At 39.0% G+C, this 13666-nt stretch carries 17 protein-coding genes; 13 read left to right on the top strand and 4 right to left on the bottom strand.

The features are described from left to right. Positions 1-25 precede the first annotated feature (25 nt). Positions 26-808, top strand: a complete 783-nt coding sequence (gene fabI, locus KHA95_RS07705; RefSeq protein WP_213136885.1) for an enoyl-ACP reductase FabI — start codon at positions 26-28, stop codon at positions 806-808. A gap of 508 nt (positions 809-1316) precedes the next feature. Next, positions 1317-1808, top strand: coding sequence for a CotO family spore coat protein (locus KHA95_RS07700; protein ID WP_213136884.1), 492 nt, complete (start codon positions 1317-1319; stop codon positions 1806-1808). Positions 1809-1865: 57 nt separating this feature from the next. Here KHA95_RS07700 and KHA95_RS07695 read toward each other — a convergent pair whose 3' ends face one another. Further along, positions 1866-2396 (bottom strand): CotY/CotZ family spore coat protein, encoded by a 531-nt coding sequence (locus KHA95_RS07695; RefSeq protein ID WP_213136883.1) that lies wholly within the window; start codon positions 2394-2396, stop codon positions 1866-1868. 121 nt (positions 2397-2517) lie between these two features. Between KHA95_RS07695 and KHA95_RS07690 the strand changes: the two genes are divergently transcribed. The 8 genes from KHA95_RS07690 to KHA95_RS07655 all read left to right on the top strand — a co-directional run bounded on the left by KHA95_RS07690 (position 2518) and on the right by KHA95_RS07655 (position 6484). Then, positions 2518-2874: a DUF1360 domain-containing protein gene (locus KHA95_RS07690; RefSeq protein WP_213136882.1), complete on the top strand. Its 357-nt coding sequence runs from the start codon at positions 2518-2520 to the stop codon at positions 2872-2874. A gap of 306 nt (positions 2875-3180) precedes the next feature. After that, a complete protein-coding gene (locus tag KHA95_RS07685; RefSeq protein ID WP_213136881.1) occupies positions 3181-3654 on the top strand; it encodes a YhcN/YlaJ family sporulation lipoprotein in 474 nt (157 codons plus the stop codon). 1 nt (position 3655) lies between these two features. After that, positions 3656-4132, top strand: a complete 477-nt coding sequence (spoVAC, locus tag KHA95_RS07680) for a stage V sporulation protein AC (RefSeq protein WP_213136880.1) — start codon at positions 3656-3658, stop codon at positions 4130-4132. Next, positions 4132-5148, top strand: coding sequence for a stage V sporulation protein AD (gene spoVAD, locus KHA95_RS07675; protein ID WP_213136879.1), 1017 nt, complete (start codon positions 4132-4134; stop codon positions 5146-5148). The genes spoVAC and spoVAD overlap by 1 nt, the downstream gene beginning before the upstream one ends. 15 nt (positions 5149-5163) lie before the next feature. Further along, entirely contained in the window at positions 5164-5520 is a 357-nt protein-coding gene (gene spoVAE / locus KHA95_RS07670; RefSeq protein WP_213136878.1) for a stage V sporulation protein AE, read from the top strand. A 93-nt stretch (positions 5521-5613) separates the two neighbouring features. Further along, positions 5614-5736, top strand: a complete 123-nt coding sequence (locus KHA95_RS07665; protein ID WP_213136877.1) for a YjcZ family sporulation protein — start codon at positions 5614-5616, stop codon at positions 5734-5736. Between the two features lie 103 nt (positions 5737-5839). Next, positions 5840-6094 carry a sporulation-specific transcription regulator SpoVIF gene (gene spoVIF / locus KHA95_RS07660; RefSeq protein ID WP_213136876.1) on the top strand — a complete coding sequence of 85 codons (255 nt, stop codon included), beginning with the start codon at positions 5840-5842 and terminating at the stop codon, positions 6092-6094. Between the two features lie 114 nt (positions 6095-6208). Further along, the gene (locus tag KHA95_RS07655; RefSeq protein ID WP_213136875.1) at positions 6209-6484 is read left to right on the top strand and encodes a hypothetical protein; all 276 of its coding nucleotides are present in this window, start codon (positions 6209-6211) and stop codon (positions 6482-6484) included. Positions 6485-6526: 42 nt separating this feature from the next. Here the strand turns inward: KHA95_RS07655 and KHA95_RS07650 are convergent, their stop codons facing one another. The 3 genes from KHA95_RS07650 to KHA95_RS07640 all read right to left on the bottom strand — a co-directional run bounded on the left by KHA95_RS07650 (position 6527) and on the right by KHA95_RS07640 (position 8299). After that, positions 6527-6967 carry a GNAT family N-acetyltransferase gene (locus tag KHA95_RS07650; RefSeq protein ID WP_213136874.1) on the bottom strand — a complete coding sequence of 147 codons (441 nt, stop codon included), beginning with the start codon at positions 6965-6967 and terminating at the stop codon, positions 6527-6529. Then, positions 6967-7482, bottom strand: a complete 516-nt coding sequence (locus tag KHA95_RS07645) for a 2'-5' RNA ligase family protein (RefSeq protein WP_213136873.1) — start codon at positions 7480-7482, stop codon at positions 6967-6969. The genes KHA95_RS07650 and KHA95_RS07645 overlap by 1 nt, the downstream gene beginning before the upstream one ends. A 97-nt stretch (positions 7483-7579) precedes the next feature. Beyond that, positions 7580-8299 (bottom strand): alpha/beta hydrolase, encoded by a 720-nt coding sequence (locus KHA95_RS07640; protein WP_213136872.1) that lies wholly within the window; start codon positions 8297-8299, stop codon positions 7580-7582. 604 nt (positions 8300-8903) lie between these two features. Between KHA95_RS07640 and KHA95_RS07635 the strand changes: the two genes are divergently transcribed. From KHA95_RS07635 to hydA, 3 genes are all read left to right on the top strand, one after another. Beyond that, positions 8904-10259 (top strand): NAD(P)-dependent oxidoreductase, encoded by a 1356-nt coding sequence (locus KHA95_RS07635; protein ID WP_213136946.1) that lies wholly within the window; start codon positions 8904-8906, stop codon positions 10257-10259. A gap of 35 nt (positions 10260-10294) precedes the next feature. Then, positions 10295-11581 (top strand): NAD-dependent dihydropyrimidine dehydrogenase subunit PreA, encoded by a 1287-nt coding sequence (gene preA / locus KHA95_RS07630; RefSeq protein WP_213136871.1) that lies wholly within the window; start codon positions 10295-10297, stop codon positions 11579-11581. 256 nt (positions 11582-11837) lie between these two features. Next, positions 11838-13256: a dihydropyrimidinase gene (gene hydA / locus KHA95_RS07625; protein ID WP_213136870.1), complete on the top strand. Its 1419-nt coding sequence runs from the start codon at positions 11838-11840 to the stop codon at positions 13254-13256. Positions 13257-13666 lie beyond the last annotated feature (410 nt).

Raw genomic sequence — 13666 nt, 5'->3', positions numbered from 1 at the left:
GTTAATAATATTGGAGGATTATATAATGAACCTATCCTTAGAAGGTAAGACATTTGTTGTCATGGGAGTTGCCAATAAAAGAAGTATTGCATGGGGGATTGCAAGATCGCTTCATCAAGCGGGAGCAAAGCTCGTTTTTACATATGCGGGAGAGCGTCTGGAGAAAAGTGTTCGCGAGCTCGCGAGTAGCTTAGAAGGGCAAGAATCACTCGTTCTTCCATGTGATGTTACTGTGGATGAAGATATTGAAAAATGCTTTACGGAAATTAAAGAAAAAGCAGGCGCCATTCACGGGATTGCTCACTGCATCGCTTTTGCAAAAAGAGAAGAGCTTGAAGGCGATTATTTAAATGTAACGCGAGATGGATTTTTGCTTGCACAAAACATTAGTGCTTATTCATTAACGGCTGTTGCAAAAACAGTTCGTGATCTAAATAGCATGCCTGAAGGTGGAAGCATTGTAACGTTGACATATCTTGGCGGTGAACGTGTTGTATCGAATTACAACGTCATGGGTGTTGCCAAAGCTTCACTGGATGCAAGCGTTATGTACTTAGCAAGTGATCTAGGAAAAGAGGGCATTCGTGTTAATTCGATTTCCGCGGGACCAATCCGTACATTATCTGCAAAAGGAATTAGCGGATTTAACAGCATCTTAAAAGAAATAGAAGAAAAAGCACCACTTCGCAGAACAACAACTCCAGAAGAAGTGGGCGATGCAGCTCTATTCCTCTTCAGTGACCTTGCACGTGGAATTACAGGCGAAAACATTCATGTAGACTCTGGTTATCATATTATGGGCAACTAAATAGTAGGGCCGAGATAAGACGACGATTTATATTCTGAAAATGGAATATAAAAGTCGTCTTTTTTTCATTTTCCTATCAAGTTCCTTTGAATGAAGTGGAAGGTACGAATACTCGCTCTGTGGAAAGAGGAGTGACTGAAGCGAATCAACATCCAGGTTCAACGCAGATATGGGAATTAGAAGTCTCACCAATCACTGGAGAGCGTGAAATCATAACTTCAACTCATACAGTTTAGTGTTTTTATGGCGACTCGATTGGAAATAACGTGAGCTAAAGCCATACAGGAGCGCGTCGCTTGGAACGGAAATCTGAATGATTTATATCAACTTATATAAAGAGAAGAAAGTATCCGCCTGGAGCGGAAATTAACAATATTCTATAATAGCTCCTTGCCATTTACTATGCTTGTTACACTCCTTATCTTCGTAGCGAGTATTTTTTTGGTAAAATAACGGCTGTTCATGCATATGAATAGTAAAGAAGATGAAAGAACGGGGGTGCTCCTTCATGGAGGATGAAAAAGTGGAAAAGAAAGGGGAGCCTTTATTATATATCGTTCAGCCGGAACTTACGAAACCTGATTTAACGATGCAAGATGTTCATCTTTCGCATGAGGATGATGAAGAAGAAGAAATTGAAAATGAAACTACTGCTATGGAAGAGGAGAAAGAGAAGTTAGTTCAAGTCGAGCTTGAAGAACAGCTTCAAGATGAAGAAGGATACGAAGAGACGGTGAATGATAAGGCTCAGCCAAGGTGGACGGGAGGATTACGCAAAGTAAAGGCCTTTCGTGAAATGTCTCTCGACGAAAAGCTTCAGTATTTATCAGGTTTTTCGATTACCCAACCACCTTATTACTGTGAATTCATTACAAAAGAACAGCGCTACCAAGGCAGTGTGTTGAAATATGAAAAGGAAATTGTCAGCATTAAAACATTGTCTGGTGAGGAAGTTGTTGTTCCAGTCATCGATATTCAAGTCATCCGAATTATTCGCTAAGTTTACTGTAAACAAGTAAAAGGGAAATAGGATAATCCTATTTCCCATCATGTCCGCTTAATCACAAATTTCTAAATCTACGTCCGCGATACATTGAATTGCGCAGAAGCAATGTAAATCAACGGTAATACAGCTATTGCTGCGAGCCCAGCGTCTGACGGAACAAAGCTCTTCGAAATCAAGTTTCCCATGATCGAATAATTTAACTACATGATGATCTTTATCTAAAGGTATTAGCACGCGTAATGTTGCACAGCAATTATCAAACACATCTTCAACTCGGAAAAACACAGATACACACTTACCGCCATGTCCTTTAAATAAGGCTTTAAATAAATCTCCATTTTTATTTGTTAAAGTGAAAACGCGTGTATCCGCTCTTTCACGGGAAGGGCTAGTAAGTTCCCCAAGTGGTTCAGTGAAGCAATTGGATGTGCATGGTAGGCATTCTTCGTTGACGGCTTCATCTTGAATATCTTTAATTGCTCTGACTACATTACAAACACAGCTTAGATTGCAGCCGCAGCCTGTATTGTTATGACTAGATTCTTTGTGATGATCGCATGTATCGATATCTTCAAACCCCATACAAGATTCCTCCTTTTCTTTTTATCATCTATTTACACTAATAACATATTAAATGGGGGACAAATGAGTTACAGACATATGCCTCATTTTGGGAAAATAGGCAGTTTTGGAGGAAAAAATAATGAATATGGACTGGTTTCAATTTACCTTATTCAGTATTGCGGTTTTTCGATTAACAAGATTAATCGTATACGATCAAATTACAGCTTTTATAAGGGCTCCATTTATGATTGACTATGAAGAAATGGATGAGCATGGAGATATGGTCATTTATCAATTGCCCAGGGAAAGTGGATTGCGTGGATGGATCGGCGCATTATTAAGTTGTTATTGGTGTACAGGTGTATGGGCAGCAATTGGACTTATCTCGCTTCATCTTATATATCCACAAATTGCTCAACCAATCACCATTATTTTAGCTGTGGCTGGACTTGCAGCAGTGATCGAAACGGCCATTCAAGCAATGATCAAAGAATAAGCAAGGAATTGGGAAAACATTTTTACATTCTCATTCATAAACTAAAAGTAGAGAACATCATTTAAAAATTGGGAAGTGAAAAATGATGAATAGACCTCCAAGAAGACCAAATCCAACTGGAATACGAAAACCAAAAAGTGGATGTGGATGTGGAAAACCAAAGAAAAAAAGATAATAAATGGATAAAAAAAAGATAGGCGATTGTTCGCCTATTCTTTTTTTTTGAAATGAAACTCTTTTTTATTCATAATTTCATGACTTTAGTAAAAAATATACTTACATTACGTATCGTTTCGGGAGGACTTTATGTGTAAAAAAATCATGCCTTTTCTCGTCATCCTTTTATTGATAGTGGTCGTTGGATGCTCGAATCAATCTGAACAACGAAGAAGCAGCTATGCGCTTTTTACAATGGTGAATCCGGCTCCTATTGAAATAAACAGCCGTGCAGCAGCCCCTTCGATTGGCGATCAAGTTCGGGAAGATGTGAATGAAATCGATGAAATTTACGATGCCGCAATTATTGAAGGGAAGAAAGGAATTCTCGTCGCTTATAAAGTAAAACATTTATATCGTTTTCAGATGAAAAAAATCGAGAAAAACATAAAGAAAACATTAAAGAAAAAGTATCCAAAGGAAAAAATTTACGTTTCAAGCGATTATAAAATCTTTCTAGAAGTGATTAGACTTGGGGAGAAGCTTGATCATCATAAAATTTCCCAAGCAGATGCGGAAAAACGCTTTAATGAAATCATTAAATTGAAGAAGGAAATGACGTAATATGTCTAAAAAAAATAAAACAAAAACCCCAGAGCAGCTTCAATACGACCAATTGCAAAAAAAGCATGAACTAAAAAGGCCCGTTTTTAAAAATTGCATTAGAGCTTTTTTTGTAGGTGGCTTTATTTGCTTAATTGGTCAAGCAATCACATATTTATACATTTACTTTTTCGATTTTACTGAGCAAACAGCAGGGAATCCAACCGTCTCAACGATGGTTTTCATCGCGATGCTGCTTACCGGATTTGGTGTTTATGATCGAATTGGACAATTTGCTGGCGCTGGAAGTGCTGTCCCAGTTACGGGCTTTGGTAATGCGATGATTTCTGCCGCGATTGAGCATCGTACGGAAGGGTATGTGCTCGGTGTAGGTGGAAATATGTTTAAACTAGCTGGGTCCGTTATTATGTTCGGTGTGTTTTCTGCATTTGTTGTTGCCTTAATCAAAACAATCATTATTCAATGGGGGGGATTTTAATGCTGCAAGGTGCTCAAACATGGGTGTTTAACAATCCTCCAGTTATTTTGTCGACAGGTGTTGTAGGCGGGCCATTTGAAAAAGATTGTCGTCTAGCGTTAGATTTTGATAAATTTCACGATGATCTATGGATGGGGCAAGACTCTTATGAAAAAGCGCAAAGGATCCTTCTAGAAGATGCGATTCAAATTGCGTTAACAAAGAAAGCATTCAAAGAAGAGGATGTTCAATTTTTTCTTTCAGGGGATTTAATTAATCAGCTTACTCCAACAACATTTGCGGCAAGGACGAATCAAATTCCGCATGTCGGATTGTTTAGCGCTTGCGCCGTATCAGCTGAAGGGCTTGCTCTTGCTGCAATGATTTTAAATCAAGGGGGAGCCAATTATATTATAACGGGAGCGGCAAGTCATAATGCATCGGCAGAGAAGCAGTTTCGTTATCCGACAGAATATGGCGGACAGAAACCGCCGACTGCGCAATGGACGGTTACTGGGGCAGGAGTAGGTTTATTAGGACAAGGGGCAATTGTTAATGGATCGTATCCAAGAATTACTTCCGCGACGATCGGTAAGGTAGTCGATATGGGAGTAAGTGACCCCTTTAATATGGGGGCAGCGATGGCGCCGGCGGCAGTTGATACAATACTGCGGCATTTATCGGATTTAAATATTGCTGCGGATCATTATGATTTAATAATAACAGGTGATTTAGCTGAGGTAGGTAGAAATGCATCATTAGCCCTTTTTGCGGATAAGAGGATACCAATGAGCGAAAACAAATTCCATGACTGTGGACTTTGGATTTATAAGGACGAGCAGGAAGTATTTGCCGGGGCCAGTGGGCCCGGTTGCTCCGCTGTGGTGTTTTATGGGCATTTAATGAAGCAAATGGAAGCTGGAGTGTATAAACGAATACTACTCGTTGCAACGGGGGCATTGCTATCACCATTATCTTTTCAGCAAAAAGAAACGATCCCTTGTATTGCACATGCTGTGGCAATTGAATATGTATAGAAGGGAGAAAATATAATGCTCGCCATGTTTTTTTGGGCTTTTATTATTGGTGGTCTAATTTGCGTAATTGGCCAATTAATGCTCGATGTCGCTAAGTTAACACCAGCGCATACTTTATGTACATTAGTTTCAATTGGCGCTGTATTGGCAGGATTTGAACTATATGATCCCCTCATTGATTTTGCCGGTGCCGGTGCAACGATTCCAATTGTAAGCTTCGGAAATTCCCTTGTGCAAGGGGCATTACTGGAAGCTGAAAAACACGGATTAGTTGGTGTTATGACAGGAATGTTTGAGGTGACATCGTCGGGAATTTCAGCTGCGATTGTCTTTGGTTTTATCGGTGCTTTATTGTTTAAACCAAAAGGATAATGAAGTTTTTATATGAATTGTGCAGTCAGCCCATACAGAATCCATTCATTTCACATATTTTATTAGTAAAGTACAAGTGAGGTGATAGTGTATATGTTTGGATATGGCGGCTGTGGCTATGGTGGATACGGTGGCGGTTACGGCGGCGGAAGTACTTTTGTATTAATCGTTGTTCTCTTCATATTATTGATCATCGTTGGTGCAAGCTTCTGCTAAAATACGGAGATGGAAAAGCTAATTACGGCTATTCCATCTTTTTTCTTTCACTATTTTTAGCAATCCTCATACGATATAAAGATGAAAGGGAGGATTGCACATAATGGAAAATAATTTTTTTAAGAACATCGAGAAAAAAACAGGTGTAAACATGAACGATGTATTCGAATTGGCAAATTCATTACAAAATGCAAACTTCAAAGATGAAAAAACAGTACGTGGAATTATTAAAAGGGTTTCGCAAATCGCGAATAAGCCGGTTTCGAAAGAGATGGAAGATAAAATGGTCAAATCGATTATAAATGATGGAAATAAGCTTGATATGAATGCAATTACAAAAATGATGAATAAAAAATGATTGTTACACACGACTTGCATTGAGCAAGTCTTTCTTTATTATATATTTTCATGTTTGAAAGAAGGATATTAGGAGAAAAAGTGTAATATATAATGAAAAGCGGAGGTGAGAAAATTGGGATATATTTCGATGGTTCCGCAATACGAATATGAACAATATAAATTAAGAGGCACGACTTACGCGAAGAGGAGGCATCCCGTCCCCGTAATGAGTACGCGAAAATTAGATCTACATTCAAAGCTAGAGAGAAACTTAGAGGATAGAATGGTTGAGCTCAATACAAGACCACGAAAAAAGTCGAAATCAATCGAATCCCAACAACGTGAAATTCCTTTATCTCTTTTAGCTGAACTAACTGGCAAGGGACAAAATTTTCATGAATATGTATGAAAAAGAATAAGCCCCTAACCTTAAAGAGTGTCGGGGCTTATTTTAGCTTTTTATATGAAGTTCCAATTTTTTGATCATTGATTTATGTGGAATACCGGCATCCATAAACACATCAGATTTTGTTTCATACCCAAGCTTTTCATAAAAAGGGATCGCCGATGTTTGAGCGTTCAATTTTAACGTATCGATAGCAAGACCTTTGGCGTAATCTTCGATCGCATTCATAATTTTCAAGCCTGCTCCGGACCGCCTATATTGCGGAAGCACACAAATTCGTTCTACCTTACCTTGTTCATCAAGGACACGAAATCTACCTGTCCCCGCTGGTTGAGCACCATCGTATAAAACAAAATGAACAGCTTCATCCTCATGCTCATCAATTTCTATGTCAGCTGGAACTTTTTGCTCCTCGACAAACACAATCATTCGAATCTTAAATGCATCTTGAAGTTCTTCTTTTGTTGTTACTTTCTTTACTTCCATTATTCAGGATCCTTTCCAAGTCGATATGTTTCATAGACAGTCCATGAACCGTTTTCCAATTGATAAACAAAATGAAAACGATCTACGACTTCTTCGTGGGCAATCCCCAGCATTTTTAATGAGCCATACACATCAGAATGTTCATCATCAGATAATTTCTGAGCGATCGTCACATGTGGAACAAATGGATGTTCAGGCTCTACTCCAGGGAGTTGTTGATAAAATTCATCGTAAAGACCTTGGAGTTCATCCGTTTTCGCCGCCTTAAAATGAATCGTATTATTAATCGGCGCAAATGAACTGACTTTCCGAATCGTTAACGTAAACGGTTCAAATCTTTCTGCGATTTTTTCAAGAATTTCAGTAAATGTCTCAGGTTCTTCCTCTGTATCAAACGCTGATTTTAACGTTAAATGTGGAGGAATTAAGGCATAATGTGGATCATACCGCTTCCGATAGGAGTTTGCCAAATCTTGCAATTTTTTTGATGGGAAAATGACGATTCCATATTTCATTTACATAGCCTCCCTGTTATCTTTCTAATCTTTTCCTTATTATATCACTTACGCTAACGATAACAAATATATGAAAGTCCTACGGAATGGGACAAATCTATGACAGCATCATTTGCAATGCACGCCTTACGTCCGTTTGCCAATACTTCCATGAATGTCCGCCAGCAAATTCATCATAAAAATGATCGAAGCCTTTCTCTCTAAATAATTGATGGAGTTTTCTATTCGGTGTTAAAAAGTCTTTTAAATCGGAAACTTTGACATCGTACTCTTCTTTGCCAATGACTTGATAAACTTCTACTAATTCAGGATTTGGCTGATTTGTTACGGCATCTAACACGGTTTGATTTACATAAGGAGAATGTAAAATGACTTGTCCAAAAACATTTGGATATTTCATTGCCGCGAGCAATGAGACCGTTCCGGCTAAGCTGTCTCCCATTAATGTACGGTTTTTCCCCATTGCGTTTGTCGGATATTCCTGATCCAACCAAGGAACTAGTTCATGGGCTAAAAATCGGATGTATGCCCGATGTTCCGTCCCATCAGGATGATATTTATTGCGGCGATCGTCGATGCTTTTATAATGGACGCCAACGATGATCATGTTGTCAATTTCGTGCTGATCAAGCAAATCATCAGCAAATCTTGCCAGTTTTCCCATTTGAAAATAATCTTTACCATCATTTGCGATTAATAAAGAATATTTAAATAAAGGTGAAAAAGCCGCTGGTACATAAATGAGCAATGATAATGTTTCATCAAGCTCCTTGCTATAAAATGACCTTTCGTTTATCGTCCCTTGAGAAACTGACATATGGTAACTCCTCCTCGATGAATCGTTCATGATCATTATTTTAACATGAAGCAGCTTTTATAATCATCTAAACGATTTTTACTATATAAGTTGAAGTTAAGATGTTCATTTAAATGGTTTTAAACAGAAGCATACCTAGTTGATTGGAGTGAAAGGCAACGTCTCCTAGGGGATTAGCGGGACAGGTGAGGAGACCCCGCAGGACGCGAAGCGCCCATCTGAATGGAAATCAACGGTGTTTACTTTCAGCATTTTATGTATGTTATTTATTTCAACGTATATAGTTTTACTATTATCAGAAATTTCAACATTTTTCTTAATGTTTATGTGATAATGTAGAAAAAACATCAAAAGACAAACTATTTCAAAGGACATATTGACAAATTTTTAAAAAATGAAGGAGAGGAGGAAGCAATAACGTCAATGTTACATAATGAAAGACAAAAGATGGACAGCTTTTAACATTGTGTATAGTGCAAACAGAAAATCTAGTAAGTAGAATGGATGTAAACTTCAAACTTTTGTGAAAATTGGGTATTGTGTCATATGAAAGATGGTAATTACGTATCTTCCCTATAAGGAGGTTGTCTACGTGAATAATCAAATGAGAATCTCATACGAAGAATTGACGAAAAATTTTCAAGAAGTTCACCCCGGTTTAACAGATCAGGAAGCAATCGAAGAATCAAATCGTTGTCTTTATTGCTATGATGCTCCTTGTATTACAGCATGTCCAACAGGAATTGATATCCCCACATTTATTAAAAAAATCGCATCAGGAAATTTGAAAGGTTCAAGTAAAACGATCATGAGCGCTAACCCGATTGGGGCAAGCTGTGCCCGAGTATGTCCAACAGAGGAACTATGTGAAGGTGCCTGTGTCCTTAATCATTCTACAAAACCGATTATGATCGGTCACTTACAGAGATATGCGACAGATTGGGCGATTAAAAATGAGCAGACATTATTCAAGCCTGGAAAGAAAAATGGTAAAAAGGTAGCAATTATCGGTGCTGGCCCAGCGGGATTATCAGCCGCGAGAGAACTAGGTTTATTAGGCTATAACGTAACTGTTTTTGAAGCCGAGGAAAAGGCTGGCGGACTAAACACATATGGAATCGTTTCATTTAGACTTCCTCAAGCGATTTCGTATTGGGAAGTGAGCCAGGTCGAAAGTTTGGATGTTGAAATCCGAACAAGCACACGAGTTGGTAAAGATATATTAGCCGAAGATATTTTGCAAAATTATGACGCAGTCGTGTTAGCCATCGGTATGTCAAGCGTACCGAATCTTGGAATTAGTGGCGAAGACCTTGACGGTGTATACGATGCGATTGAATTTGTGAAAGAGACAAAAACAAATCCAATTACAGATCGAATGCTCGGTAAGCATGTCGTTGTCATTGGTGCTGGAAATACGGCCATTGATGGTGCTACATGTTCCGTCCGTCTAGGCGCGGAAAATGTAAAAATATTATATAGACGAACACTTGAAGAAATGACCGCATATGATTTCGAATACGAATTTGCTAAGCAAGATGGTGTCGAATTTAGATGGCTTACCGCTCCGAAAAAAATTATTGGGAATGAGCAAGGTCAAGTAGTTGGAATCGAATGCATCAAAATGAAGCTCGGTGAGCCAGGTGCGGATGGGCGTCGCCGTCCCGTTCCAATTGAAGGATCTGAATTTACATTAAAAGTAGATGCAGTCATTAAAGCGATTGGGCAATCACGATTTATTGATCTGATTGAACAGTTTGGCTTAGTGCATAATGGCGGTGTTGTTACGATTGACCCGAATACATTCCAAACATCCAACAAAAAGGTGTTTGCGTGCGGTGACGTTATTTTCGGAAAAGGGCAAGGCGAGGCTATGGTTGTGACGGCAGCGCAACAAGGGAAAGAGACCGCTTATTCGCTCCATAAACAGATGTTTGGCACGTTAACAGAAATTGCTTAATTAAATAAGAGTCGTATTTTTAGGGAGGGATTAAGATGGCTGATTTACGAATAAATTTAGCGGGAATTGAATCGCCTAACCCATTTTGGTTAGCTTCTGCACCTCCGACAAACTCAGGTTATCAAGTCCAACGTGCGTTTGAAGCGGGATGGGGAGGAGCTGTTTGGAAAACATTAGGGGAGCCAATTATAAATACGTCATCACGATTTGCTGCGGTTAGTTTTAACGGTAAAAAAGTCGCAGGCTTTAATAATATTGAATTAATTACGGACAGACCGTTAGAAGTCAACTTAAAGGAAATTTATGAAACAAAAAAGCGATTTCCTAACCATGCGATTATCGCTTCATTAATGGTTGAGCCAAAGCAGGAAAAATGGCATGAAATTGTAAAAAGAGTAGAAGATGTTGGTGTTGATGGGCTTGAACTTAATTTTGGCTGTCCACATGGAATGGCTGAAAGGGGAATGGGATCAGCATCTGGTCAAGTGCCTGAGTTAGTAAGAAAACAAACATATTGGGTGAAGGAAGTAGCCCAAACCCCTGTCATTGTTAAGCTGACACCGAATATTACAGATATTACGGTAACGGCCGAAGCTGCAACAAATGGCGGTGCTGATGCAATCAGTATGATTAATACAATCAACAGTTTGGCCGGTGTTGATATTGATACATGGAATACAATTCCGAATGTAGCAGGAAAGGGAGCACATGGTGGTTATTGCGGTCCAGCTGTGAAGCCAATTGCCCTGAATATGGTTGCTGAATGTGCAAGAAGCTCAAGGATCAATCTCCCAATCTCAGGAATTGGTGGCGTGTCAAATTGGCAAGATGCAGTTGAATTTATGCTAATGGGCGCGACTGGTGTCCAAGTATGTACAGCGGCAATGCATCACGGTTTTCGAATTGTTGAAGATATGATTGAAGGTCTAAATTATTATTTAGATGAGAAAGGGATCGAAAGTATTCAGGATATTGTTGGCAGGGCAGTCCACAAATATTCTGACTGGGGCAATCTTGATCTTAATTATCAAATTGTTGCAAGAATTAATAATGATATTTGTATCAACTGTAATAAATGTCATATCGCTTGTGAGGATACAGCACATCAATGCATCGATATGCTTCAAGATGAAAACGGATACAATATATTGAAAGTGAGAGAAGAAGATTGTGTCGGCTGTAACTTATGTTCGATTGTCTGTCCAGTAGATGGAGCGATTGATATGGTTGAAATCACAAATGGGCTTCCTCCATTAACATGGAACGAACGTCAAACCGCTCTTGGTGCTGTGGGGTGTGGTGTTGATGTCGTAAATAAATAATCTGTATAAGCTAAAAATAAAATTTTCCATTTAAATGTTTTTGAACAATAAATGCATACCTAGTTGATATGAGTGAAAGGTGGCGACTCCTCGAAAATACTACGCATTTCCTTCGTGCGGTGTACGTTCGGGGAAGCTTCTTCAATTGTTCAGGGGGCTCAACGCCCCCGGAAAGCGAAAATCAACGGTGTGTAGCTTTCGCATTGTATGTTATTTATTTCAACTTATATACGTCAAAATCATTTAGGGAGGAAGTATGAGAAAAGTAATTAAAAATGGAACGATCGTAACGGCTGCGGATATTTATAAAGCGGATGTACTCATTGAAAATGAAGTCATTAGTGCAATTGGAGACAATATACCAACAGAAGATGCGGAAGTAATTGATGCGCAAAATTGTTATTTGTTTCCAGGTGGAGTCGACCCCCATACACATCTTGAAATGCCTTTTGGTGGAACGGTAACGAAGGATGATTTTGAAACGGGGACGATGGCTGCTGCCTTTGGAGGAACGACGACAATTATTGATTTTTGTTTGACGAATAAAGGGGAGCCACTTAAAGAGGCGATTGCCACATGGCATGCAAAGTCTGAAAATAAAGCAGTCATTGATTACGGCTTTCACTTAATGATCGGCGAAGTGAATGATGCAGTTTTACAAGAACTTCCAACCGTCATTAAAGATGATGGAATTACATCGTTTAAAGTATTTATGGCGTATAAAAATGTCCTTCAAGCGGATGATGAAACATTGTTTAAAACACTCATTGCTGCGAAAGAACTTGGAGCACTTGTGATGGTACACGCAGAAAACGGTGATGTCATTGACCATTTAACCAAAAAGGCATTACAACAAGGAAAGACTGATCCGATTTATCATGCTTTAACGAGACCACCGGAGATGGAGGGTGAGGCGACTGGGAGGGCAGCAGCCTTTGCAGGATTGGCAAATTCGCAGCTTTACGTCGTTCACGTAACTTGTGCGGATGCTGTAAATAAAATTGCTGAAGCAAGAAAAAATGGGATTGATATATGGGGTGAAACATGTCCTCAATATTTAGTCCTTGATCAAACTTATCTAGAAAAGCCGAATTTTGAAGGTGCTAAATATGTATGGTCACCGCCGCTGCGTGAAAAATGGAATCAGGATGCATTATGGACGGCATTAAGAAATGGCGAGTTACAAACGATCGGTTCTGATCAATGTTCATTTGATTTCAAAGGACAAAAAGAGCTTGGGAAGGGCGATTTTTCAAAAATTCCAAATGGCGGGCCGATGATTGAAGATCGTTTTAGCATTCTTTTCTCAGAAGGTGTGAAGAAAGGAAAAATTTCATTGAATCAATTTGTTGATATCATTTCAACGAGAAGTGCAAAGTTATTCGGATTATATCCTAAAAAAGGAACGATCGCTGTGGGTGTTGATGCAGATATTGTCATTTTTGATCCGACGATTGAGAGAACCATTTCTGCGGGAACTCATCATATGGCGGTGGATTACAACGCGTTTGAAGGAATGAAAGTAACAGGCGAACCAATCTCGGTACTATCACGAGGAAAGTTTGTCATTCGCGATAAACAATTTGTTGGAAAGGTCGGTGCTGGCCAATATTTGAAACGGGCAAAGTATGGTGAGATGAAGCAAGTTGAAAAGAATAAAGTATTTAATCGTTAAAGCCAAAAATGAACCGAGCTTAAGGAAGTTTCTTAGCAGTAAGAATTAAAATAGGGTATTAAGTGTCTAACTTCAGACGCCCAGCGACAAGCAAACTACTGTTTACATCGTGTTTCTTTATCTATTAAAAATAACCCTTCGTCGATAATCATTCTTTTAACTAGTTTGCCTGTCGTTAAACGGGCGCTTGCGCTCTCTTTGCATCTATTCAATTCAGAAGAATTAACCCGAATCAGCAGAAGCCCCTCACTCCTTTAAATGGTGCGATGAACACCGTATTGTCTTTCAAATTAGATTCAAACTCGCTGCTGATTCAAGTTAAGCCTTTGGCGGATGTTACAGATTATTAGAGAAGGCTATCAAGCAATCTCGAAAAAAATCTGGACGCATTTTGCCAAGGGGTAATTGAA

Source organism: Bacillus sp. FJAT-50079, assembly GCF_018343515.1.
Taxonomy (GTDB): domain Bacteria; phylum Bacillota; class Bacilli; order Bacillales; family Bacillaceae_C; genus Lederbergia.
The sequence above is the reverse complement of the archived record's forward strand: the minus strand, read 5'-3'. Positions and strand labels throughout refer to the sequence as shown.